The following is a 21,924-nucleotide window of genomic DNA, read 5'->3' on the forward strand; positions in this document are numbered from 1 at the left end:
ATGAGGGGAGATCCATGCGCACCACCGCCTCCCGGCTGTTCGCCGTGGCCGCGCTCGCCGCCGCGCCGGCGCTCGCCACGGCCGCGCCCGCCTCGGCCACGCCCGCCGTCGCCACGCCCGAACAGGGATCGTGGGACACCCTCTTCACCCTGAGCCGATCGGGCCTGTGCGCCGGGCGGATCGACCCCAGCATCGGCCACGGCGGCCTGGCGAACGGCGGCGCGCTCTTCAACTTCCAGGCGACGCTGTGGGGCGTCGGCGACTGCCGCGTCACCGTCACCGCGCACTGGACCAACACCGACAACGGCCGCAGCGGAACGGTCAGCCAGGAGATCACCGGCCCCGGCTACCACCACTACGGAGCCGAACCGCCGCAGTACCCGGGCCCGGGCCACGTCGCCGTGACATTCACCCTGGACGCCGCCTCGGTCCCGGCCCCCGCGCACGGCGAGTGGACCATGCCGCACTACCCGGGAGACGGCAGCGACAACTGAGTCCTGCCCGGGCATCGTCGCGTGATGCTCGGCGGTCCGCGGGTTCTCGGCCCGTCGCCAGGTGTCGGCCGAACTCGGCCCGGCCTGGGGCGTCTCCGGGTATCGCGACGGCCCTCAGCCTCTTATCACCGCCCGCGCGGGGTTCTGCAGTCACCGACCTGGTTGCGGCGGCGGTTCATGTCGCGGCCACTGCGCCGGTGGCAGTGGATACCGGCGTCGGAGGGACGGGAGGTCCCCAGCGTCGGCAGCCAAGTTCGCACGATGTTCCGGTCTATCGCAGGCGTCGCGCGCGCAGGACGGTGTCGTGGGCGTGGTGTGTACCCGGCGGCGCGGGCGCGGTGCGCGGACGGGTCTCGTTGATCAGTACGGTCCAGTCGTCGCCGAGGAGAGCGGCGATATCGCCGGGGTGGTAGTAGTCGGCGGGGTCGAAGTCATTGTCCCGACCCGGTGGCAGGTCGCTGATGTCGTGACTGCCGACGAGCAGCGTGCCGCCGGAGGCGACGGCGTTCAGCAGCCCGCGTAGCGCGGTGTGATCCGATTCGAGCCGCAGCGGGAAGTATTGGACCGACACCAGATCGAACGCGCCCGGCGGTGGCGGCGTACCGGCCAGGTTTGCGTGCGTCCACGTCACGCGGCCGGTGGTATCCGCGGCCGCGGCGCGGCGCAGGGCGGTCGGAGCGATGTCGATCGCGGTGACCTGCCAGCCGCGCCGGGCCAGCCAGATCGCATCGGCCCCTTCCCCGCAGCCGACGTCGAGCGCGCGCCCCGGCGCCAGGCCGGCGGCCTCGGCGACGAGCACACCGTTGGGTGCGCCGCTGAAGAGCTGGTCGCGGCCGCGATACCGGTCTTCCCAGAACTGTTCGTCCACTGTCCTCGCCTTTCCGGTGGTGCGGAGGCCGGTACATGGCGGCCTCCGGTAGGGACCAACATGCCCGTCCCGTGCGAAAGCGACAAAGATCTTTGCCAAAACCGCAAAGCGGGGGAACAGTGCAGGTATGGGCATGCGGAGCGAAGATCCCGAACGTCGCGAAGGCACGGCCGACGAGTTCGGCGACGTGCTGGCCGCGGTCGGTCCCCGGCTCCGCGAGCTGCGCCGCCGCAGCGGCGACACGCTGACCGCCGTGTCGAAGAGCACCGGCATTCCGGTCAGCACGCTGTCCCGGCTCGAGTCCGGGCAGCGCCGGCCCGGCCTGGAACTGCTGCTGGCGCTGGCGAAGACCTACCGGGTCCCGCTCGACGAGCTGGTCGGCGCCCCCGCGAGCGGCGATCCCCGCGTCTACCCGCGGCCGTTCACCCGCGACGGCATGACCGTCATCCCGCTGACCCGCAAACCCGGTGGGCTGCAAGCGTTCAAGCAGATCCTCCCGGCCGGACCGGACGACCGCGAACCCGATCCCCGTTCGCACGAGGGCTACCACTGGCTGTACGTCCTCAACGGCCGGCTGCGCGTCATCCTCGGCGACCGGGACCTCGTCCTCGGCACCGGCGAGGTCGCCGAATTCGACACCCACCTCCCGCACTGGTTCGGCAACGCCGACGATCAGCCCGTGGAGTTCCTGAGCATCCTCGGCCCCCAGGGCGAACGCTTCCACATCCGCGCCCGCTACCGCCCCGGCTAGCGAAACGAGCGCCCTGCCGGACCCGCCGGCTTCGGGAGCGTGTAACGGCCGGGGCGAATCCGGCCTCTACTCCTCGTCACCCCGAGCGCCCAGAATCGGAGTCCCGCACCATGCGAATGCTGTTCAGCGCCGTACCCGCCTACGGCCACATCCTCCCGTTGGCCCCGCTGATGGCGGCCGCGATCGATGCCGGCCACACCGTCGCCTTACTGGCCAGTGCGGACGTACGGTCGTTGGCCGATCGGGAGTTGGCGCCGGGAGCCGAATTCCTTGCCGCCGGGGCCGGACCCGAGGTTCTCGTGGCCGAAGCGGCCCGTCGGACGGGCGCGGACCCGCTGCGCCCCGGTCCCGGGATGATCGGCGAGACCTTCGGGAACACCCGGCTGGAGCTCGACGCCGAGGAGACGTTCGACCGGGCTCGGGAGTGGGCGCCGGATCTCGTCGTGGCCGAGACCTTCGACACCGTCGGTCCGCTGATCGCCGCACGGCTGAACGTTCCCTGGCACCAGGCCGCGGTCGGCCCGGGAGTGGCTTCGGTGCTGACCGAGATCGCGCGGTCCGTGGCGCCGCACTACGAACGCGCAGGGGTACGGCCGGTCACGCCGTCGAGCTACATCGACCCGTGGCCCTCGGCTCTGCAGGATCCCGAGTGGGTCGCTCCGGCGCCGGTCCTGCCTGTTCGTGCGCGGGCTCACCGCCGTCCCGCGGGTGTGATCGGCTGTTCCGGGGGCGCGACCGACGACCTGCCCCGCTTCACCGACCCGGGCAAGCCGACCGTGTTGCTCACGCTGGGGACGGTGTTCTCCGACGAGTCGACGCTGGCCGAGATCGGGCCGGCCGTCGCCGATGCGGATGTCAACGTTCTGGTCACGCTCGGTCTCGTCGTTCAGCAGCCGCCCGCGGCCGGTGCTCGCGGCGAACTGCGGCACGTGTCGTTCGCGCCGCTGGACACGCTGCTGGACGATGTGGAACTCGTTGTCGCGGCGGGTGGTTCGGGGACGATCCTCGGTGCGCTGAGCCGTGGCATCCCTCTGGTTCTCTGGCCGCAGGGGGCCGATCAGCCGATCAACGCCGCCCGTGCCGCGGCCGCCGGGGTGGCACTCGTGGTGGATTCCGCCGCCGCAGTGACGGCCGCGGTGGAACGAGCACTGCACGATGAAATCCTGCGCAGCCGGGTTGCGGAGGTGGCGGCGGAAAACGCGGGCAAACCCACCCCGGCGGAGGTCATGGCCATACTGGCCGACGATGCGCGCCGGATCGACACGCTGCGGAGGGTGTAGCCGCCGGGGCCCGGCAAGTCCGGATACGCGCGAACGCCTTCCGTACCTGCGGCGGTAGTCGCGCCGCACACGGGCACTCGTACTCCGCGGCGGTCTGCCGATTCAGGTCGGATACGGAGCGGTGAGCCGCTCTACGGCGTCCCAGAGTTCCTGTTCCCGGGCGGGATCGTAGGACTCGTCGGAGGAGCGGTCGACCGTCGCGCGGTCGACGTACGCTCCGGTCGGGGCAGCGATGCGGCCCGAGACGATGTCGGCGAGACGGCGGCCCGCCATCCGCCGATCGGTGGCGAACGGGGTGAGCGTCATCGCGATGGTGTGGGACAAGGCTGCTCTCCTCGTAGGGCCGCACCGTCTCGGATGCGCGGGGCCATTTTGCCGTATCGGCAAGGTTGCGTGCCAGACGCGCCGAGCCCGGCGAGACTGGGTCCGTACCGAGCCCGGCGAGACTGGGTCCGTACCGACAGAAGGAGCCCCCCATGAGCACCACCGATCCGGTCGGATTCTGGAACGGCGTGCACGCCGCCCGGCTGGCAGCCATCGACCCGCAGCCGAATATTATTCTCGCCGAGACGGTTTCGAGCCTGTCGCCCGGCGATGCGCTGGACCTCGGATGCGGGGACGGCGGTGACGCGCTGTGGCTCGCCCGCCGGGGCTGGCACGTCACGGCCGTCGACATCTCGGCCGTGGCCGCCGGCCGGCTCGCCGACCTGGCGGTGTCGTACGGCCTGGGCGACCGCGTGGCCGCCGCGCCGCACGATCTCCGAGAGTCCTTCCCGCCCGGCGAATTCGACCTGGTCAATGCCCACTACTTGCACACTCCGTTCGATATGGGCAGGGCCGACGTCCTGCGCGCGGCCGCGCACGCGCTGCGGCCGGGCGGTCGGCTGCTGGTGGTGGACCACGGTTCGACCGCGCCGTGGTCGTGGAACCCGGACCCCGACGTCCGGTACCCGACCCCGCAGGAGGTCGCCGCGGGTATCGATCCGGACCCGGCGATATGGACGATCGAGCGGGCCGACGCACCCCGCCGGATCGCGTCCGGGCCGGACGGCCACACCGCCGAGGTCACAGACCACGTCCTGCTGCTCCGCCGCACCGCCTGATAAGTCAGAGCCAAGGAGGAAACCGATCATGCCCGGCACCAAGCCCCGCAACCGCCGCCGCGACGCCCCACCACCCCGGACCGGCAGCAGCGAGTCCGAGACCCTGCGCGGCTTCCTCGACTACCTCCGAACCTCGATCGCCGCGAAGGTCGACGGCGCACCCGAACCCCAGGTGCGCACCGCCGCGGTCCCGTCGGGCACGAACCTGCTCGGCCTGCTGGAACACCTGACCCACGTCGAACGCTCGATGTTCCTCGGGGACAACGTCACCGACTGGCAGGCGACGTTCGAGGCATCTCCGGCGGATACGGTGGCCGACGTCGTTGCGCGCTACCGCGAGACGGTCCGGCGCGCGAACGAAATCCTGGACAACTGCACCGATCTCGCCGTGTCCATCCCCCGAGCGGGCCGCCCCGCCCCGAGCGTGCGCTGGGCACTCACCCACATGATCGAGGAAACCGGCCGCCACGCGGGCCACGCGGACATCCTTCGCGAACTGATCGACGGCACCACCGGTCGCTGACGCAATCCCCTCTCCGGGAAAGGAATACGCGACTCCACCGGTTGCGATCCCTTGCGGCGAGGCCGTGATCCGGATCTATCGCGGTGTCTCGCAAGGGTTTCACTGACGGGCGGCCGCACGGCGGGTGTCCTCCCGGATCCGCAGGGACGTCGACAGCGAGTCCCTGCCCAGCGCGGGCGGAGTCTTCCAGATCCGGCGGATTCGCTCGGTGCCGTCGAACGGCCGTTTACCCCCGCGCCATATCCACGAACCGGCTCAAGTGCAGCTGGTGGGCCACGGTAATGGTGGCGGTGGGACCATTTCGGTGCTTACCCAGAATCAGGTCGGCCTCGCCGCCACGAGGGTCGTCACGCTCGAATGCGTCGGGGCGGTGCAGCAGAATGACCATGTCGGCATCCTGTTCCAAAGAGTTGTGCGCTGAAATGCCTTGTGCGACAAAGTTGTGCGTTCCCGGGACCGTTCCGTCGTAGACGTCCTGTTCGCCCAGGCTGGTGATCTCGACGATCCGGTCCCAGAAGACATCGTTGGTCGCCAGCATCTCGATGTCGGCATCCTCCAGCACCGTGGCGACGCGGGCCAAGCGGGCGCGGTTGGGGCCGTGCTTCCACATGGTCGATCCGCAGAAGCGGGAGTTCATCGCGGCCGCGAATTCCCGATGGGTCATGTGCTCGGTGGCCAAGAGATCCCGGACCTTGTTCCACACCTCCTCGGGCACCGTGTCGTCATTCGTATGGCGGGCCACCGCCTCGAGTTCCGGAAGGACCGCCGCCCCGGCCACACCGCGGGCGCCGTGGACTCCGATGTCTCGCAGGAAGATCGTCTGGTTGTCCGCTCCGTCGACCGTGAGGTGCCAGCAGTCGCGATAGCCGGACTCCGTGACGTACTCGATCCGTCCGTGCACCCCGAGCCGTAGCAGCAGTTGCGCGATTCCGTCGATGAGTTTCCGGCTGGTCGACGCGTAGTAGATGCGGGCCTGTCGGCACGTCCGATCCCAGCGGACCGAGCCGTCGGTGGCCCACAGATGCCGGAGAAACAGCGCGACCTGATCATTCGGCAGGGCGAAAATGCGGTCGGGAACGAACTTTTCGTAGCTGCGGAGCCCGAAGATTCCGAGTTCGTCGAGCCATGCGGCGATCGGGTTGCGTTTATCGCGTGCGAGCCGGTACGGCGCGGGCAATCGGAGGGTGGTAACCCGCGCGGCCGCGTATTCGTCACGGATTGCCGTGACGCCGAAGTGTGTAGCGGCGGAGGTAACGGCGGTCAGGTTCTCCTCGTCGATGCTGGTGTATCGAATCGGCTGCCGTTCGACGCACGATCCGTCGCCGATCATATGAGCGAGCAGTATCACCTCGGCATCGGCCATGCGCTCGGTGTGTACCGGCTCGGGAACCCGGCGCGGGGTGGCCAGCCGGTCGCCGATCCGCAACTTGTCCAGGGAAATCCAGCCGTCGACCGTCAGGAACGGGTGGTTGCCCGTTGCCTCCACCTCGCGGCCGGAAGCGAGCCGAAGCCGGAATACCTCTTTGCGTCCGCTGGGGAACACCTTCACCATGGGGCGGGCAACCATCCGCATCCGCTCGTCGAGCGACCACACGAGTGGCTGCTCGCCGCCGGTGAGCAGCTCACCCAGGGTGGTCTCGCCGCCGGTGTCCGCCCGCAGAATTCGCGTCGATGCGGGCATGCAGCCCGACTCGCGCAGGTCGGATACCATGGGGCGCTTATCTGTTCGCTGTTCCGGTCCGCGGTTCAGCTGGGAGATCGCGACGACCGGAACCTCTAATTCCTTCGCCAGAAGTTTGAGGCTTCGGGAGAATTCCGAGACTTCCTGCTGGCGGGATTCGACCTTTTTTCCGGACGTCATCAGCTGCATGTAGTCGACCACGACGAGTCGCAGATCGTGGCGCTGCTTGAGCCGCCGCGCCTTGGCCCGGATCTCCATCATCGTCATATTCGGCGAATCATCGACGAACAGCGGCGCCTCGCTGATCTCACTCATCCTGCGCGCCAGCCGCGTCCAGTCGTCATCGCTCATCCGCCCGGACCGCATATCTCCGAGCTTGATCTTCGCCTCCGCCGACAACAGGCGCATGACGATCTCGGTCCGGCTCATCTCCAGCGAGAAGATCACACTGGCCAGCCCGTGCTTCACCGAAGCACTCCGCATGAAATCCATGCCGAGGGTCGAGTTGTGGGTCGGGACCATGGAGTGCCCCGCGAGGTAGAGGTGCTCAGGGTTGTCCACCTCGACGCAACGCACCGGAATCGGGTCGATCTTCCGGACGTCGACGATCTGCCGAGACTCGTGTCGAACCGTCGCGGGCACCCGGTGGACAAGTCGATCGTCCGTGTCGCGCAGGGTGTTAGCGATGTCGCCGGTGGTGTGAACGTGGAACGGAGCCCCACCGAAGGCGGAAATGGTCGGCCACTGGTGTTGTTCGTCCGCGACGATGACCGTTCCGTCGGAGAATTCGACCTCGTAGCACGGGCGCTCGAACATGACCTCGGTGGCGGCGACGACGCGAGTGGACCGTCCACGGATATCGAGAAGCTCGCCACCGACGGCGATCTCGCCCATGGTGGTCCAGCCCGACGGCGTCGGCACGGGGGTGTCCAGGGCCAGCGCTTTACCCACACCCGGGCGGGCCGCGACGATGATCATCTGGCCGGGGTGCAGGCCGTTGGTTACCTCGTCCAGCTCGGTGAAGCCGGTGGGGACGCCGAGGGACATGCCGCCGCGGCTGGCGATGGAGTCGATCTCGTCCATCGTGGGCTGCAGGAGTTCCTCGAGGGGGAGGTAGTCCTCGCTGGAGCGGCGCTCGGTGACGTCGTAGATCTCGGCCTGGGCTCGGTCGACGACCTCGGCGACGTCCTGGCCGTCGGCGCCGGCGTAGCCGTACTGCACGATGCGGGTGCCGGCCTCCACCAGACGGCGCAGAATCGACTTCTCCGCGACGATTTCGGCGTAGTAGGAGGCGTTGGCGGCGGTGGGGACGGTCTGGGTCAGCGTGACCAGATAGGGAGGGCCGCCGATGCGCTTGAGTTCGCCGCGGCGGTCCAGGGCGGCGGCGACGGTGACCGGGTCGGCGGGTTCGCCGCGGCTGTACAGGTCGAGGACGGCGTCGTAGACGGCCTGATGGGCGGGGCGGTAGAAATCGGCGGGGCGCACCACCTCGACGACGTCGGCGATCGCGTCCTTGCTCAGCAGCATGCCGCCGAGTACCGACTGCTCGGCCGACATGTCGTGCGGCGGCTGGCGGCCGAAATCCTCCCCCTGCGAGTCGGCGTACTCCGAGTGCCCGCGATCGTCGACGACTGCCACCGACTCGACCGTCCTCTCCTGTCACGCCCGACTGCGTCCGCATCGATGACCCGGTTCTACCCCCGGGTACCGACAGGTTCGGTTCGTCCTGCGGCGCCGACGGCGGCCTGCGGTGGTTCGCGGACGGCGATCCAGCAAACCGACGCTGCGTTCTGCAAGACTCACGAAATCGTGGTGTTCCGGGCGTCGGGTCACGACACCGGAAAGAACCTAAGCGACTGGTCTGGGGACTACCAAACCGAGTTGTGCGCACTTCTGTGGACAGCCTGGGGACTGTTCACCCGCTGTTGTGTAGCCCCTGTGTATTACCTGGGGAAAATATGCCGGAAAACACAACAATATCCAGGTAGGAATGCTTTTCCATGGTTGTGCACCTGTGGATCGATAGTGCATCGGCGTGTCGGTAAAGATGAACGGCCGGGCGTGTTGGGTTAACAGCGCTCTCGCTCGCTATGACCCGCATCACAATGCGAATGGTCGGTTTGCCACGTTCTCCCCAAACCATCCCGAACTGGGGTTGGACTACCCGCGGATATTTGCCGACGATATCCGCGGCCCGCCCCCTCGGGAACGGCTAATGAATAGCAAATCACGGGAGATCCGGAAAACGGGCAGCCGAAGACCACCTCCGCACCGATCGGCGCGGAGGTGGTCTTCGTCGAAATATTCGCGCGCTGCCGCCCGATAGCCTTCCGGCACCGGGTGACCGGATGGTCACTCGGCGGCGACGACCTCCAGGTCGAACTTGGCGGCCACATCGGGGTGCAGGTGCACGACGACGCCGTGCTTGCCGGTGCTCTTGATGTGCGCCTTGGGCAGTTCGATGCTGCGCTTGTCCAGCACCGGGCCGCCGGCGGTCTTGACGGCGCCCGCGACGTCGGCCGGGGTGACCGAGCCGAACAGCTTCCCGGTGCCCGCGGTCTTGACCGACAGCGAGACGCCCGTCAGGCCCTCGATGGCCTGCTTCAGCTCGTTGGCGTGGTCGAGATCGCGCACGCGGCGGGCGTCCTGTGCCCGCCGGATGCCCTCGACCTGCTTCTGCGCGCCCCGGGTGGCCGGGATGGCCAGGCCGCGCGGGAGCAGGAAGTTACGGCCGTAGCCGTCCTTGACCTCCACGGTGTCGCCGGGCGCACCGAGATTGTCCACATCCGCAGTCAGAATCAGCTTCATCGTCGTGTGCCTCCCTCTCAGCGAGCCGTGGACACGTACGGCAGCAGCGCCATCTCGCGGCTGTTCTTGACCGCGACGGCGACATCGCGCTGGTGCTGCACGCAGTTGCCGGTGACACGGCGGGCACGGATCTTGCCGCGATCGCTGACGTACTTCCGCAGCAGCGTCGTGTCCTTGTAGTCGATGTCGGCTGCCTTGTTGCCGTTCTTGGCGGCAGCCTTGCTCTCCTTGCAGAAGGCACACGCCTTCTTCTTCAGCACCTTTTCGCGCGCCGGTGCTTTGGCCATTGTCTTCTACTCCGTCGTGTTCGGGAGCCGTTGGGCCCCAGTGTGAAAGCCGTTCTAGAACGGCGGTTCGTCGTCCATTGCGCCGCCTCCGAAGGAGCCGGCTGCGGGGGCGTTGCCCCAGGGGTCGTCGCCGGCGGAGTTCTGCTGTCCGCCGCGAGCGCCGCCACCGGAGCCGCCGAAGCCCCCACCACCGCCGGAACCACCGAAACCGCCGCCGCCACCGCCGCCGCGTGTCGTCTTGTTGACCTTCGCGGTGGCGTAGCGCAGGGAGGGGCCGATCTCGTCGACCTCGAGCTCCACAACCGTGCGCTTCTCGCCCTCGCGGGTTTCGAAGGAGCGCTGCCGAAGTCGGCCGCTCACGATCACTCGGGTGCCTCGGGTCAGGCTTTCGGCGACGTTCTCCGCAGCATCACGCCAGATGTTGCAGCGCAGGAAAAGCGCCTCGCCGTCTTTCCATTCGTTGGTATTACGGTCGAATATGCGGGGCGTCGAGGCCACGGTGAAGTTGGCCACCGCCGCGCCCGCGGGCGTGAATCGAAGTTCCGGGTCGGCCGTCAAATTTCCGATGACGGTGATGACCGTGTCGCCTGCCATGGTTCCTCCTGCTGTCCGGTGAAGTCCGCTGATCCCGTGTCGCGCTAGAGCCTAGAGACAGGTACCGACGACTACGAGGGCGGTTGGTCCTCCGACAGGGCGCTTACTTCTTGACGTTGCGCAGCACCTTGGTGCGCAGCACCGACTCGTTCAGCCCCAGCTGGCGGTCGAGCTCGCTCACCGTGTCGGGCTTGGCCGTCAGATCGATGACCGCGTAGATGCCCTCGCTCTGCTTGGAGATCTCGTAGGCCAGCCGGCGGCGGCCCCAGATGTCGACCTTGTCGACCTTGCCACCCTGCTGGGAAATCACGGTGAGCATCTTGTCCAGGTTCGGACCGACGGTGCGCTCATCCAGGGTTGGATCGAGAATGACCATCACTTCGTATTGACGCACGGGAACCCATCACCTCCTGTGGACTAAGGACGGCCCACGGACGGTCCGTGGGCAGGAGGGTCGTTGCGTCAGCAACCCGCCAAGGCTACATGAGCTGGTGATCCGCCACGAAATCGAGTCCGGCGGAAAGCGACGTCGAGCCCGGGCGGCAGTCGGTGCCGGGCCCCGCGCGGACGAGAGGCCGGGCCCCGCGCGGACGAGTGCGGACGGCGGCGGGGTGGGAACATATCGTGGTGCCCATGTCGAACCGAGCGGATACCGCGCGCCCGGTGGGCCGGGCCGCCGCCGTCGTGGCGACGCTGCTGTGCGGCGTGCTGCTGGTGTTCGCCTATCTCAACAAGGCGCGATGCGCCGGCGGCCCGTTCGATTCCGACGGCCGCAGCGAGATGTTCGACCACATCAAGGACTCCCGGGTCTGCTACTCCGACATCCAGTTCCTGTGGCTCGGGCGCAGCATCAACGAGCACGTGTTCCCGTACATCAGCGGCGGTATCACCCCCGACGGCACACTGACCGGTGGCGCTGTGGAATACCCGGTACTCAGTGGCCTGCTGATGTGGCTCGGCGCGCTGGGCGCCCATGACGACGCCGCGTTCCTGCTGCATTCGGCGCTGCTGCTGGCACCGTTCGCGCTGCTGACCGCGTGGCTGCTGGGCCGGCTGTCGGGCCCGGCCGCACTGCTGTGGTCGGTGAGTCCGCCGCTGCTGCTCTACGCCTTCCACAACTGGGAACTGCCGGTGGTGTGCATGTCGGTGGCCGCGGTGTACGTCGTCACCGCGCTGCCCCGATACTCGTTGCGGGCCAGAGGGATCGCCGCCGCGGTCCTGCTGGCGATCGGTTTCTGCCTGAAGCTGTATCCGGGGATCTTCGTGCTGCCCCTGCTGATATACGTGCTGACCCGCGGTGACGAGCCGCGCGACGGTGACGTTCGGCCGCTGCGCGGTTACGACGTGCGGGGCGCGCTGGCGGTGGTGGCCGCCGCGGCCGGGACGGTGGTCGCGATCAACCTGCCGTTCGCCGTGGCGGGTTACGAGGGATGGCGGGCCTCGATCACCTTCCAGCAGTTGCGCGAGGCCGACATCACCACGAACTCGCTGTGGTACTGGGGGTTGCGGCCGCTGTTCGGAGATACGGCGGGCAGCGAGGCGTCGTTCCAGGACGTGGTGTCGGCGGCGTCGCCGGTGCTGGTGCTGGTGTCGTTCGTGCTGGCGCTGGGTCTGGGCTGGAAGCGCTACAGCTCGGGTGAGGCGTATCCGTGGGTCGGTGTGAGCGGCGCGATGCTGTGTGGATTCCTGTTGTTCCACAAGGTGCATTCGCCGCAGTACACCCTGTGGCTGATTCCGTTCCTGGTGCTGCTCGCGGTGCCGTGGTCGGCCGTCGCCGGGTATCTGCTGGCGGATGCCGCGATCGGGATCGGGGTGTTCCGCTACTTCTATGCCCTCGCCTCGGGGGAATCGGCCGACCTCGAACAGCATGTCGTGCAGTTCGGCGTCTGGGGGCGCGCGCTGCTGCTGGCGGTGTTCTTCTTCGCCTTCCTGCGGGCGCATCCCCGGGCGCGGGTGGTCGACCCCGCGCCGGTGCCCAAGTACAACAGCGGCGATCTGGTGTCGATCTACCGCTGAGAGAATCCCGCCCTGCCGCAGTCGTTGTCGCGCGCGGCGGCGTCACGACCCGGTGTGCCGGGCCCGGAACGCGGCGCTCTTCGCGCGATTGCCGCATCGGGCCATCTCGCACCAGCGCCGGGTGCCGCCGCGCGAGGTGTCGATATAGAGCCGGGTGCAGCCGTCCCGGCCGCATTGTTTGATGCGCTGCCGGTCGGGGCCGCCCAGCAGGTCGATCGTAGAGCGTGCGATGGCCGCGAGGGCGGCCTCCACGGTGCCGGTGCGGCGCACCAGGGTATCGGGGGTGTCGGGGAGCAGTGTGACGACGGGCAGGTCGCCCCGGGCGGCCTCGTTGACGAGCGTGCGATCGGCCTCGTCGAACGGCTCGTGCCGCATGGTGGCCAGCGCCAGCCGGTAGGTGGCCTCGCGCACGTCGACGGCGCGGCGCAGGTCGGCGTCGTCGCAGTGCGGAACCGTATCGAGCAGGTCGGCCTCGACCAGCCAGCGCGCCAGGTCTGCCGGTGTGACCAGTCTGTCCCGGTAGTCGCTGGTGCGGGCGGCGACCGTCCCGGCGAAATCCAGCGCGAGATTGCCGCCGACGAACGTGAACATGCCCCCATCGTAACCACCTTGACAGGTTACTTGGGTCGGTGACACGGTAATAACCGGTTCAGATGGTTACTGCGGGAGGCCTCGTGAAGACTCGGCTGAGGGATACGGTCGCGCCCGCGGCCTTCATCGTGATGTGGAGCAGCGCGTTCATCGCGGGAATCGTCGGGGTGGGCGCCGCGCCGCCTTTCCTGGTGTTGTTCGTCCGATTCGGGCTGGCCGGGGTGGCCCTCACGCTGTACGCCGTTGTGGTGCGCGCACGGTGGCCGCGCGGGGCTCAGTTGGTGCACGCCACCGTCGCCGGTCTGCTGATGCAGGCGGTGCAGTTCGGCGCGTTCTACACGGCGATGGCCGAGCACGTCTCGGCGGCGGTGATCTCCCTGGTGCAGGGCCTGAATCCGGTGGTGATCGCCCTGTTCGCGGGGCGCGTACTGGGCGAGAACGTCACGGTCCGTCAGTGGCTGGGCTTCGGGCTCGGCGGGATCGGTGTCGGGCTGGCCGTCGTCGATCAGTCGGCGTTCTCGCTCGCGGGGCTGGTGCTGTGCCTCGTCGGCCTGCTGGGCCTCAGCCTCGGCACCGTGTATCAGAAGCGCTTCACGCCGACCATCGATACGCGCAGCTCGACCGCGGTGCATGCGCTGGCCAGCGCGCCGGTGGCGGGTCTGCTCGCACTGGTGGGCAACGACTTTCACATCGCCGATCCGGCGCGCTTCGCCGGCGCCATGGTGTGGATCGTGGTGGTCAATTCGATGGGCGCGTTCCTGTTGCTCAACGCCATGCTGCGGCGCTGGGACACCACCCGGGTGGGCAGGCTGTTCTTCGCCACGCCCGCCGTCACCGCTCTGATGGCCTGGCTGCTGATCGATCAGCCGTTGCGGCCGTTGACGATTGCCGGGCTCGGCATCGGTGTCGTCGGCATGGTGCTGGCCGCACGGCGGGCGCCGGATCGTTCGAGCGTGGACGCGGAGACGGACGAACTCTCGGCGGATGCCCGTGCGGCGCAGTCGATCACAACTCGCTGATCGGTGTCGCAGGATCTTTCAGCGCCACCGCTCGAGGAGCCGGTTCACCTCGGTGTTCAGGGCTCGTTGCAGGAACGGGCCGAAACTGACTCGGGCGACGCCGAGTTCGGCGAAGTAGCCCGGCCCGCCCTGGTCGGGTATGCCGATGGCGTTGACGGGCAACGGCAGTTCGGCGCAGAGCCGGCGTTGTACGTCGGGCGCGTGGACGCCCACCGGGTACAGCACGTCGGCTCCCGCCTCGGCGGCCAGCCGCAACCGGGCGATGGCCCGGTCGACCCGGTCCGACTCGTCCCCGATCTGCCGCAGCAGCAGGTCGGTGCGGGCATTGATGACCACGTGCACGCCGGTCGCGTCCGCGGCCCGGCGCAGCGCCGCCACGAGATCGGCATGTTCCTGCGGCTCGCGCAGCCGGCCTCCCTCGGCATGCACGGTGTCCTCCAGATTGAATCCGATCGCGCCGGCCGCCAGCAGACCCTCGATCAGCCGCTCGGGTTGCTGACCGTAGCCCGATTCCAGATCGACCGAGACGGGAATGCCCACGGCCGAGGTGATCTCGCGCACCCGCGCGAGCACCTCCGGGAATGCCATGCCTTCCTGGTCGGACTTGCCGACGGAGTCGGCCAGCGGATGGCTGCCGACCGTGAGCCCCGCGAATCCGGCCTCCTGCACCAGATTCGCCGACCAGGCGTCCCAGACCGTCGGCAGGATCGCGGGATCGCCGGGGCGGTGCAGGGCGAGAAATGTTGTGGCGCTGTCGCCGAGAGTGCTCATACAGCGATCTTTCCATCGAAGTGGCACGGTGCCAGGTCCACAACACGGCGCGAACCGTGGACCACTCCGCCGGGCGGCTATCGGTGTGCCGGGACCGGCGCCACGGCCGAGGCGAGCGGTGTCGGGTGCGGCCGCAGCGCCGACGGCAGCCACGGCAGCAGCGGATCGGCCGCCCGGTCCAGCACGCCGCCGACCGGATCGTCGGTGCCGTCGCGCCGGACCACGTCCTCCGACGGCCGGTAGATCTGCCGAACTATCAACGCGCACAGCCCGATCACCGCCAGGTCGCGCAGAATCACGGTGCCGGTGAACCACTGCTCGGGCACGCCCTTCTGGTCGACGCCCAGGTAGTAGTACATGCGCGGGAACCACACCAGCGCGTCGATCGTCATCCACGCCAACAGGATTCGCCGATGCGGCAGCGCCAGCACCGCGAGCGGCACCAGCCACAGCGAGTACTGCGGGCTCCACACCTTGTTGGTCAGCAGGAACGCGGCCACCACCAGAAACATCAACTGCGCCACCCGCGGCCGCCGCGCCGCGGTCAGCCCGATGTAGGCGATGACCGCGCAGGCGGCCGCGAACAGCGCCAGCGACACCAGATTCAGCACGGTCGGGGGTTGCGACGGGGTGAGCGTGCCGTCGAAGCCCGGCCAGCCGGTGAACGACGTGATCACGTTGTAGATCGAATCCGGGTCGGCGTGGCGTTCGGTGTTCAGCCGGAAGAATTCCCGCCAGCCGGACGAGAACGGCAGGGCGATCGGCAGATTCACCAGCAGCCAGGATCCGGCCGCCGCGGTGATCGTGAGGCCGGCCGACCGCAGCGGGCTCAGCTGCGCGTCAGCGAGGTACTCGCGGAGGCCGTGGCCGATCCCGCCGCGGTCGCGCAGCCGCTCACGCAGTCCGGTCAGCCGCTGGCGGTTCTCGGTGCGCAGGCACAGCACCAGAATCGGGCCCAGGAGCAGCAGCGGATACAGCTTCGCCGCACCGCCCAGGCCGAGCAGCACGCCCGCCAGCACCGGGCGCCGACGCGCCCAGGCCAGCAGGCCGGTCGCCGCGAAAGCCGTTGCCAGCGCGTCGAAATTGGTGAACGCGTGGACCAGCACCAGCGGCGACAGCGCCACCAGCGCGGCATCCCACACCCGGCGGCCGGACAGCCGCGCGGAGGCCCACACCGTCACCAGCCAGGCCAGCGCCAGCCCCACGACGGCGATGTTGAAATACACCACGACGGTCAGCGCATCGGGCAGGGGCAGCTGTTTCCAGGCGAAGGCCAGCTGGCTCGCGACGTACTGGTAGAGACCCGACAGCACCGGATACTCCATGTACCGCGCGTCCGGCCGGCCGTCGGCACCGATTTCGGTCCACTGCTTCTTGTACGGGAACGCGCCCTCGTCCAGATGCTCGGCGCCGAACAGCGGCACCGTGTCCGAGTAACACATGGCCACGTACTGGCGGCCGTTGTTCCAGTCCAGGGTCAGCCCGCCGGCGCCGTCGGAGGTCTGCTGGATGCAACCGGCCTTACCCGCCCAGCTCAGCGCCAGGAATACCACCGCGAATGCCAGCATCACCCGCAGCGGCGTCCAGAACCGGGTGCGTCCGATCAGCGCGTGGTCGCCGACCGGTCCGCCCACGATGGTGGACAGCTGCGCGGTCAGCGAATCGGTGCGGCTGGGTTTGTCACGGCGGTCGGCGGAGCGCAGGTCCGGTGCCGGCACCGCCGGGGACGTGTGGCCGCGGTTCTCGTCGGCCTCCGCGTCCCCGGCGGCTGGCGGGTTCACCAGTTGCTGCTCGATCACGGCACTCGAGGCTACCGTTGCCCCGGCGCCGAATCGTTGCCCGTGCCTTGTGATTCACCCTCGGTCCCACCGGGTGCGCCGGAGGGAGCGACCGGCTGACCGGGCAGCGGGCCCTGACCGGACTCCTGCTGCTGGCCCTGCTGCCGCTGCTGCGGCGACTGCTGGTTGGGCTGCACGCCCGGCACCGGAATCGTTATGCCCGGCAGGATCTCCACCTGTGACGGGGCCACCACCACCGGCGGCGTGTACTCCTGCGTCGTGGACGGTGGCGTGTAGGCCGCGGTCCACGACGGCACGCCCGCCTGGCCCGCGATGGGTGCCGGCTTCGGGAAGGGCTCGTTGGGCGTGCCCTTCAGGGCGCCGTCCATGGTGTCCTTCCAGATATCCGACGGGAGGCCGGAACCGTATATCATCCCGCTGCTCCCGCGCAGCTTCTCGCCGTCCTCGGTGCCTATCCACACCGCCGTGGACAGCGACGGCGTGTAGCCGACCATCCAGGCGTCGCGGTTCTCGCCGGTCTCGCCGAGCTGGGCGGTGCCGGTCTTGGCCGCCGAGGCCCGGCCGCCGGCCAGATCGTGATGCCGCGACCAGCCCGCGATCGGCTGCATCGCCGAGGTCACGTTGTCGGCGATCGGTCCCGGGACGCGGCGTTCACCGGCGACATCGCCGCGGTCGAGGAGGACCTGCCCGTCGGAGGTCACCACCTTCGATACGAAATGCGGCTGGTGATACGTGCCGGAGGCGGCCAGGGTCGCGTACGCCGAGGCCATATCCAGCGGCCGGGCCTGGTACTGGCCGAGCACGATGCCGTTGTTCGGCGGGCCGCCGTCGGGGTCGGACAGGCTCTTGCCCACGCCCGGAATGGTTTCCGGGATGCCGAGCTTGTGCGCCATGGCGGCGATCTTCTGCGGGCCCGAGTTCTGGCCCATGTCCAGCTCCATGCGGTAGAAGCTGGTGTTCAGCGACCGCTTCAGCGCCTCGGCGATGGTGCAGGTGCCGCAGGACTCGCCCTCCACGTTGGTGATCTTTATGCCGTTCACGGTGAGCGGCGCGCTGTCGTACATCGTCGACAGCGGCTTGCCCAGCTCCAGGTTCGCCGCCAGGCCGAACGGCTTGAACGACGAACCCGGCATCAGGCCGGCGTTGGCGAAGTCGTAGCCCTGGCCGTCGGAGCCGCCGTAGTAGGCCCGCACCGCGCCCGTCTTCGGATCCACCGACACCACGGCCGTGCGGAGATTGTCGGGCTCGCCCTGCATGTTCTTCTGGGCGGCGTCGACGGCGGCCTGCTGCGCCTTCTGGTCGATCGTGGTGGTGATCTGCAGGCCCTCGGTATTTATCTGGGTGTCGCTGATGCCGGCGTCGGACAGCTCCTTCATCACCTGGCGCTTTATCAAGCCCTCGGGCCCGGAACCGGTGGGGTCCTCGCTGGCCTTGCTCGACGGCTGCACCGGCGGGTAGGTCATCCCCTGCCGCTGGGCGGCCGGCAGGAAGCCGGCGCCGACCATGCCGTCGAGCACGTAGTTCCAGCGCGCCTCGGCGCCCTTCGGATTGTTCTCCGGATCCAGGCCGTAGGGCTGCTGAATGGTCGCGGCGAGCATCGCGCCCTCCTCGACCGTCAGGTCCTGCACCTTCTTGTCGAAGTAGGCGTGCGCCGCCGCGTCGATGCCGAAGGTGCCGCGGCCGAACGGGATGGTGTTCAGGTAGGCGGCCAGGATGTCGTCCTTGGCCCACTGCCGCGCCATCTTGGCCGATATCACCAGCTCGCGCATCTTGCGGGTGACCGAGCGCTGGCTGCCGACCATCGAGTTCTTGACGTACTGCTGGGTGATCGTCGAGCCACCGCCGGCGCTGTCGCGGCCCAGCAGGTTGTCGCGGGCGGCGCGGGTGAAACCGGAGATCGAGAAGCCCGGGTTGGTGTAGAAGTCCCGGTCCTCGGCCGCGAGCACGGCATTGCGGACGTGCGGCGGTATCTGGTCGATGGTGACGTCGGTGCGGTTGCCCTCCGGCGGAACGATCTTGCTGATCTCCGAGGTGCCGTCGGAGGCGAGGATGGTGGCGACCTGATTGGTTTTGAGATCACCCGGCTGGGGTACCGATGCGGTGGTGTAGGCGACCAGGAAGACCGCACTGGGCACCACGATGGCCAACGCCAGCAACACGTACAGCACACGACGCACGATGCGCCACGGCGACTTCTTCTTCGCCTGCGGGCGGCGGCCACCGGGGCCGGAGCCGCTGCCGCCGGAACCCCTGCGCGGGGGCGGCCCGGAGGGCGGCGCGCCGCCGGCCCGATGGCCGCCGGTGCTCGGGCCGGCGGACGCGCGGTTGCCGTCGCGTGCCGAGCGCGGCCGGCCGGCCGCGCCGGAGCGCTGATTTCGCTGGGCGACCGCCTCGCTCAGCGATCCCGTCGGGGTCTTCCTGGTGGGTTCGTCGGGGTTCGGCACCGGGCCGGACCGGGGTGCGGACCCCGGACGCTGCGGCGGCGGTGGTCCGGGCCGGCGCGGCGGCTGACCGCCCGGCCCGCGCGGCGGCTGTGAGCCGCGAGGGTCCCCCTGCGGCGGTGGTCCGGGCCGGCGCGGCGGCGGGCCGCCGGGACCGCGCGGGCCCGGGCCGGGGCCCTGCCCTGGAGGAACCGGTGGCAGTGGGCGCCCGGGTGGCGGGCCGGACTGCCGGGGCGGCGGATAGCCGCCGGGCCGCGGTTGTGAGCCGCGCGGGGGGTGCCCGCCGTCGGGTCCATCGTCGTAGGGCGAAGTCACAGCCTGGATCTCCATAACTCGTAACGGTCCGGGTAGCTCGTTGCGATCGACGCGCTGATCGTTCGGTGATCGGAGCGGGAGCCTACGCGGTTACGCACCGCTGCCACCGCGGTGTCCGACAGCGGCGGCCACGGTGCCGGACGGCCGCCGACGCCACGGTGCCCGACGGAGATGCTCGCGGAACGTGCCAGGGTTACGCAAGCCTCCTCCTTCGGGCCTCCTCGCTCGAGCCGCTGTGCGCTCGATCGCGGGCGGGCACACCTGTGCTCCGCATATCAGTCGACGGTGCCCATCACTCGGCGGCGGTCCGCCGGGTGCCGGTGCGACGACGCCTGGGCGCCGGCGTGCGGCCGAGTACATAGGACTGCACCAGATGGTTCCAGCTGCAGGTTCGGCACACCTCGACGACGTGCACCGTGAACTCCTCGCGGGTCTCCGCCAGCCGGACCAGCTCCTCGGGCGCGCGGGCCGAACCCGCGGCCGGCCCCAGTCCGTCGCCGTAGACCCACGACACGAGGGTCAACTGCTCTTTCCGGCAGATCGGACATGTGACCTCGCTCCCCCGCCCGTGGAACTTCGCCGCCCGCAACAGATACGGGTGCGCATCGCACACCTCGGCGACGTCCACTCGGCCCGCATAGACGTCGGCCAGCAGCGACCTGCGCCGGAGCGCATAGTCGACCACCTGCCGCTGAATTCGCACGCCCCCCAGAGTAGCTGTCCCCACCGACGTCGCGCCCCCGCTGACCGAACGGATCGGTTCACACGGCCCCGGGGTGTCGCTGGATGTATCGGTCCGATATAGTTGGTCATCGCATCAACCGGTTAGGTCTGCAGATAACAGTCAGGAGGTGAGGCCCGTGCTCGAGCTGGCGATTCTCGGGCTGCTCCTGGACTCGCCCATGCACGGCTACGAGCTGCGCAAGCGGCTGACGGGCCTGCTGGGCCCGTTCCGGGCCTTTTCCTACGGATCGCTCTACCCGACCCTGCGCCGCATGCAGGCCGACGAGCTGATCGCCGAGGAGAGTCCGGCCGGTGCGGTCACGAGGCGTGCGCGGCGGGTCTATCAGCTGACCGAGGCCGGCCGGGAGCGGTTCAGTGAGCTGCTCGCCGACACCGGTCCGCAGAACTACACCGACGACGGCTTCGGCGTTCACCTCGCCTTCTTCGGCCGCACCCCCGCCGAGGCGCGGATGCGGATTCTCGAGGGCAGGCGGCGGCAGGTCGAGGAGCGCCGAGAGGGACTGCGGGAGGCGATCAAACGGGCCAGCGGCACCCTCGATCGCTACACCCGCCAGCTACACCAGCTCGGCCTGGAATCCAGCGAGCGCGAAGTGCGCTGGCTCAACGAATTGATCGCCGCGGAGCAGTCGATGAAGGCGGCACCACAGAAAGAGGGAAATATCGGCCATGAGTGATGTCAACACGGCTGAGCACGCCGGCAAGGCGGGCGCCGAATCCGGTACCGAGATTCGGGTGGCCATCGTGGGTGTGGGCAACTGCGCGTCTTCGCTGATCCAGGGCGTGCAGTACTACCGGGACGCGGATGAGAGCGCGACCGTGCCCGGCCTCATGCATGTCAAGTTCGGGACCTACCACGTCCGCGACGTGAAGTTCGTCGCCGCGTTCGACGTCGACGCCAAGAAGGTCGGGTTCGACCTGTCGGATGCGATATTCGCCAGCGAGAACAACACCATCAAGATCTCGGACGTGCCGCCGAGCGGGGTCGCCGTGCAGCGCGGCCCGACGCTGGACGGCATCGGCAAGTACTACGCGGAGACCATCGAGCTGTCCGATACCGAGGCGGTCGACGTGGTCGAGGCGCTCCGGGCCGCGCAGGTCGATGTCCTGGTGTCCTACCTGCCGGTGGGCTCGGAGGAGGCCGACAAGTTCTACGCGCAGTGCGCTATCGACGCCGGTGTCGCGTTCGTGAACGCGCTGCCGGTGTTCATCGCGTCGGATCCGGAGTGGGCGCGCAAGTTCGCCGACGCCGGCGTCCCGATCGTCGGCGACGACATCAAGAGCCAGGTCGGCGCGACCATAACGCACCGCGTGATGGCCAAGCTGTTCGAGGACCGCGGCGTCCAGCTGGACCGCACGATGCAGCTGAACGTCGGCGGCAACATGGATTTCAAGAACATGCTCGAGCGGGAGCGGCTGGAGTCCAAGAAGATCTCCAAGACCCAGGCCGTCACCAGCAACCTGAAGAAGGAGCTGGGCGCGAACGAGGTGCATATCGGCCCGTCCGACCACGTCGGCTGGCTCGACGACCGGAAGTGGGCCTACGTGCGGCTGGAGGGCCGTGCCTTCGGCGACGTGCCGCTGAACCTGGAGTACAAGCTCGAGGTGTGGGATTCGCCGAACTCGGCCGGCATCATCATCGACGCCATCCGCGCGGCCAAGATCGCCAAGGACCGCGGCCTCGGCGGCCCGATCCTGCCGGCCTCGGCCTACCTGATGAAGTCGCCGCCGCAGCAGCTGGCCGACGATGTCGCCCGGACTCAGCTGGAGGAGTTCATCAGCGGGGCCCAGTAGGCAGCCCTGCCCGAGGCAGAGCCCGGCCGGAGTTCCCGGCCGGGCTCT

General features: G+C 69.0%; 21 protein-coding genes. 9 read left to right on the forward strand and 12 right to left on the reverse strand.

The window, feature by feature from the left end; all coding sequences use genetic code 11:
• The first annotated feature begins 14 nt into the window (after nucleotides 1–14).
• Nucleotides 15–494, forward strand: a complete 480-nt coding sequence (locus D892_RS43640; RefSeq protein WP_024801525.1) for a hypothetical protein — start codon at nucleotides 15–17, stop codon at nucleotides 492–494.
• A 271-nt stretch (nucleotides 495–765) separates the two neighbouring features.
• Here D892_RS43640 and D892_RS0112320 read toward each other — a convergent pair whose 3' ends face one another.
• Nucleotides 766–1,362, reverse strand: a complete 597-nt coding sequence (locus D892_RS0112320) for a bifunctional 2-polyprenyl-6-hydroxyphenol methylase/3-demethylubiquinol 3-O-methyltransferase UbiG (RefSeq protein ID WP_024801526.1) — start codon at nucleotides 1,360–1,362, stop codon at nucleotides 766–768.
• 133 nt (nucleotides 1,363–1,495) lie between these two features.
• Here D892_RS0112320 and D892_RS0112325 point away from each other — a divergent pair, with 133 nt between their 5' ends.
• Complete coding sequence (locus tag D892_RS0112325; protein ID WP_051499628.1) at nucleotides 1,496–2,113, forward strand: helix-turn-helix domain-containing protein; 618 nt, start codon at nucleotides 1,496–1,498, stop codon at nucleotides 2,111–2,113.
• 110 nt (nucleotides 2,114–2,223) lie between these two features.
• A complete protein-coding gene (locus tag D892_RS0112330; protein WP_051499051.1) occupies nucleotides 2,224–3,393 on the forward strand; it encodes a glycosyltransferase in 1,170 nt (389 codons plus the stop codon).
• 102 nt (nucleotides 3,394–3,495) lie between these two features.
• Here the strand turns inward: D892_RS0112330 and D892_RS0112335 are convergent, their stop codons facing one another.
• Nucleotides 3,496–3,717: a hypothetical protein gene (locus D892_RS0112335; protein WP_024801529.1), complete on the reverse strand. Its 222-nt coding sequence runs from the start codon at nucleotides 3,715–3,717 to the stop codon at nucleotides 3,496–3,498.
• Nucleotides 3,718–3,869: 152 nt separating this feature from the next.
• Here D892_RS0112335 and D892_RS0112340 point away from each other — a divergent pair, with 152 nt between their 5' ends.
• A complete protein-coding gene (locus D892_RS0112340) occupies nucleotides 3,870–4,496 on the forward strand; it encodes a cyclopropane-fatty-acyl-phospholipid synthase family protein (protein ID WP_024801530.1) in 627 nt (208 codons plus the stop codon).
• A 28-nt stretch (nucleotides 4,497–4,524) separates the two neighbouring features.
• Complete coding sequence (locus D892_RS0112345) at nucleotides 4,525–5,019, forward strand: DinB family protein (RefSeq protein ID WP_024801531.1); 495 nt, start codon at nucleotides 4,525–4,527, stop codon at nucleotides 5,017–5,019.
• 226 nt (nucleotides 5,020–5,245) lie between these two features.
• On the opposite strand, the gene D892_RS0112350 is transcribed toward D892_RS0112345, so the two are convergent.
• The 5 genes from D892_RS0112350 to rpsF form a co-directional block, all read right to left on the reverse strand.
• Nucleotides 5,246–8,338 carry a replicative DNA helicase gene (locus D892_RS0112350; protein WP_024801532.1) on the reverse strand — a complete coding sequence of 1,031 codons (3,093 nt, stop codon included), beginning with the start codon at nucleotides 8,336–8,338 and terminating at the stop codon, nucleotides 5,246–5,248.
• A 714-nt stretch (nucleotides 8,339–9,052) separates the two neighbouring features.
• Nucleotides 9,053–9,508, reverse strand: coding sequence for a 50S ribosomal protein L9 (rplI, locus tag D892_RS0112355; RefSeq protein WP_024801533.1), 456 nt, complete (start codon nucleotides 9,506–9,508; stop codon nucleotides 9,053–9,055).
• 17 nt (nucleotides 9,509–9,525) lie between these two features.
• On the reverse strand, nucleotides 9,526–9,795 hold the full coding sequence (gene rpsR / locus D892_RS0112360; protein WP_024801534.1) for a 30S ribosomal protein S18: 270 nt from the start codon (nucleotides 9,793–9,795) through the stop codon (nucleotides 9,526–9,528).
• 54 nt (nucleotides 9,796–9,849) lie between these two features.
• Nucleotides 9,850–10,389 (reverse strand): single-stranded DNA-binding protein, encoded by a 540-nt coding sequence (locus D892_RS0112365; protein ID WP_024801535.1) that lies wholly within the window; start codon nucleotides 10,387–10,389, stop codon nucleotides 9,850–9,852.
• Between the two features lie 103 nt (nucleotides 10,390–10,492).
• The gene (gene rpsF, locus D892_RS0112370) at nucleotides 10,493–10,783 is read right to left on the reverse strand and encodes a 30S ribosomal protein S6 (RefSeq protein ID WP_024801536.1); all 291 of its coding nucleotides are present in this window, start codon (nucleotides 10,781–10,783) and stop codon (nucleotides 10,493–10,495) included.
• Between the two features lie 239 nt (nucleotides 10,784–11,022).
• Here rpsF and D892_RS0112375 point away from each other — a divergent pair, with 239 nt between their 5' ends.
• Entirely contained in the window at nucleotides 11,023–12,405 is a 1,383-nt protein-coding gene (locus D892_RS0112375; RefSeq protein ID WP_024801537.1) for a glycosyltransferase 87 family protein, read from the forward strand.
• Nucleotides 12,406–12,447: 42 nt separating this feature from the next.
• On the opposite strand, the gene D892_RS0112380 is transcribed toward D892_RS0112375, so the two are convergent.
• A complete protein-coding gene (locus D892_RS0112380; RefSeq protein WP_024801538.1) occupies nucleotides 12,448–12,996 on the reverse strand; it encodes an ABATE domain-containing protein in 549 nt (182 codons plus the stop codon).
• An 83-nt stretch (nucleotides 12,997–13,079) separates the two neighbouring features.
• Here D892_RS0112380 and D892_RS0112385 point away from each other — a divergent pair, with 83 nt between their 5' ends.
• Complete coding sequence (locus D892_RS0112385) at nucleotides 13,080–14,015, forward strand: DMT family transporter (protein ID WP_024801539.1); 936 nt, start codon at nucleotides 13,080–13,082, stop codon at nucleotides 14,013–14,015.
• Nucleotides 14,016–14,033: 18 nt separating this feature from the next.
• Here the strand turns inward: D892_RS0112385 and D892_RS0112390 are convergent, their stop codons facing one another.
• From D892_RS0112390 to D892_RS0112405, 4 genes are all read right to left on the reverse strand, one after another.
• The gene (locus tag D892_RS0112390) at nucleotides 14,034–14,786 is read right to left on the reverse strand and encodes an isocitrate lyase/phosphoenolpyruvate mutase family protein (protein WP_024801540.1); all 753 of its coding nucleotides are present in this window, start codon (nucleotides 14,784–14,786) and stop codon (nucleotides 14,034–14,036) included.
• A gap of 77 nt (nucleotides 14,787–14,863) precedes the next feature.
• Nucleotides 14,864–16,585, reverse strand: a complete 1,722-nt coding sequence (locus D892_RS0112395; RefSeq protein WP_024801541.1) for a glycosyltransferase 87 family protein — start codon at nucleotides 16,583–16,585, stop codon at nucleotides 14,864–14,866.
• 11 nt (nucleotides 16,586–16,596) lie between these two features.
• Nucleotides 16,597–18,765 (reverse strand): transglycosylase domain-containing protein, encoded by a 2,169-nt coding sequence (locus tag D892_RS0112400; RefSeq protein WP_232236333.1) that lies wholly within the window; start codon nucleotides 18,763–18,765, stop codon nucleotides 16,597–16,599.
• 868 nt (nucleotides 18,766–19,633) lie between these two features.
• A complete protein-coding gene (locus D892_RS0112405; RefSeq protein ID WP_024801543.1) occupies nucleotides 19,634–20,044 on the reverse strand; it encodes a DUF5318 family protein in 411 nt (136 codons plus the stop codon).
• A gap of 157 nt (nucleotides 20,045–20,201) precedes the next feature.
• Here D892_RS0112405 and D892_RS0112410 point away from each other — a divergent pair, with 157 nt between their 5' ends.
• Both D892_RS0112410 and D892_RS0112415 read left to right on the forward strand, forming a co-directional pair.
• The gene (locus D892_RS0112410) at nucleotides 20,202–20,759 is read left to right on the forward strand and encodes a PadR family transcriptional regulator (RefSeq protein WP_024801544.1); all 558 of its coding nucleotides are present in this window, start codon (nucleotides 20,202–20,204) and stop codon (nucleotides 20,757–20,759) included.
• On the forward strand, nucleotides 20,752–21,876 hold the full coding sequence (locus tag D892_RS0112415; RefSeq protein ID WP_024801545.1) for an inositol-3-phosphate synthase: 1,125 nt from the start codon (nucleotides 20,752–20,754) through the stop codon (nucleotides 21,874–21,876). Before D892_RS0112410 ends, D892_RS0112415 begins: the two co-directional genes overlap by 8 nt.
• The last annotated feature ends 48 nt before the right edge of the window (nucleotides 21,877–21,924 follow it).

It is taken from the genome of Nocardia sp. BMG51109, from assembly GCF_000526215.1.
Taxonomy (GTDB): domain Bacteria; phylum Actinomycetota; class Actinomycetes; order Mycobacteriales; family Mycobacteriaceae; genus Nocardia.

What these genes read in the sequence shown, in the direction of transcription:
- D892_RS43640 (WP_024801525.1), top strand. Translation starts at nt 15, where the DNA reads ATGCGCACCACCGCCTCCCGGCTGTTCGCCGTGGCCGCGCTCGCCGCC.
- D892_RS0112325 (WP_051499628.1), top strand. Translation starts at nt 1,496, where the DNA reads ATGCGGAGCGAAGATCCCGAACGTCGCGAAGGCACGGCCGACGAGTTC.
- D892_RS0112330 (WP_051499051.1), top strand. Translation starts at nt 2,224, where the DNA reads ATGCGAATGCTGTTCAGCGCCGTACCCGCCTACGGCCACATCCTCCCG.
- D892_RS0112340 (WP_024801530.1), top strand. Translation starts at nt 3,870, where the DNA reads ATGAGCACCACCGATCCGGTCGGATTCTGGAACGGCGTGCACGCCGCC.
- D892_RS0112345 (WP_024801531.1), top strand. Translation starts at nt 4,525, where the DNA reads ATGCCCGGCACCAAGCCCCGCAACCGCCGCCGCGACGCCCCACCACCC.
- rplI (WP_024801533.1), bottom strand. Translation starts at nt 9,508, where the DNA reads ATGAAGCTGATTCTGACTGCGGATGTGGACAATCTCGGTGCGCCCGGC.
- rpsR (WP_024801534.1), bottom strand. Translation starts at nt 9,795, where the DNA reads ATGGCCAAAGCACCGGCGCGCGAAAAGGTGCTGAAGAAGAAGGCGTGT.
- D892_RS0112365 (WP_024801535.1), bottom strand. Translation starts at nt 10,389, where the DNA reads ATGGCAGGCGACACGGTCATCACCGTCATCGGAAATTTGACGGCCGAC.
- D892_RS0112375 (WP_024801537.1), top strand. Translation starts at nt 11,023, where the DNA reads ATGTCGAACCGAGCGGATACCGCGCGCCCGGTGGGCCGGGCCGCCGCC.
- D892_RS0112380 (WP_024801538.1), bottom strand. Translation starts at nt 12,996, where the DNA reads ATGTTCACGTTCGTCGGCGGCAATCTCGCGCTGGATTTCGCCGGGACG.
- D892_RS0112390 (WP_024801540.1), bottom strand. Translation starts at nt 14,786, where the DNA reads ATGAGCACTCTCGGCGACAGCGCCACAACATTTCTCGCCCTGCACCGC.
- D892_RS0112415 (WP_024801545.1), top strand. Translation starts at nt 20,752, where the DNA reads ATGAGTGATGTCAACACGGCTGAGCACGCCGGCAAGGCGGGCGCCGAA.